The organism is Bradyrhizobium semiaridum (assembly GCF_020329505.1).
Lineage (GTDB): Bacteria > Pseudomonadota > Alphaproteobacteria > Rhizobiales > Xanthobacteraceae > Bradyrhizobium > Bradyrhizobium semiaridum.
In genome coordinates this window covers 1-666 of record NZ_JAGKJJ010000079.1, presented here as the reverse complement: position 1 = coordinate 666, position 666 = coordinate 1, and the positions used below count along the sequence as shown (strand labels likewise).

At 67.6% G+C, this 666-nt stretch carries 1 protein-coding gene; it reads left to right on the top strand.

The window, feature by feature from the left end; all coding sequences use genetic code 11:
* Positions 1-666: O-antigen ligase family protein (locus J6500_RS31515; RefSeq protein ID WP_225716585.1), on the top strand; the 666-nt coding region annotated here is incomplete at both ends.

Here is a 666-nt window from a genome sequence, read left to right as displayed (position 1 = left end):
TACGCCACCGGCCGCCGCATCGCCGGCGCGGTGATCACGCTGCTCGCGGTCGTGTTCCTTCCGCAGACCGGCGGCAAATCCTCCACCGCGGCGCTGCCCGGCATTCTCGCCATCGCCTGGATCTTCGAGCGATGGCCGGCGATCCGGATCCCGCTGGTCTTTCTCGGGCTCGCCACCTTCAACATCGTCACGATCGGCTGCTCAATCTCGCCGGCGATGCGCGAGCTGGTTGCCCTGGTCGGGGTCGATCCGACCTTCACCAACCGCATCGACATCTGGCGGGTCGGGGCCGCCGCCGTCGCGGACCGGCCGCTGACCGGATACGGATTCCAGCTGTTCTGGCAGACCGACGAGATGGTCTACAAGGCCGGCGGCGGCACCAGCTGGGCGGTCGGCGCGTTCAACGCCCACAATGCCTATCTCGATGCGGCGATCACGACCGGGATTCCGGGACTGATCCTGACGCTGGCGCTGCTGGTCTGGCTGCCGCTGCGCGACGTGAGCCGGGCTGCGGCGCGCGACAACGATCCCGCGCTGACCAGGCTGTTCACCCGGATCTGGCTCTACGGCGTGTTCTCCGCCTGTGTCGAGAGTCTCTATTTCCAGTCCGGCAGTCTCGTCTGGTTCATGCTGGTGGTCGCGATCTTCGGCCTTCGCCTGCAGGCG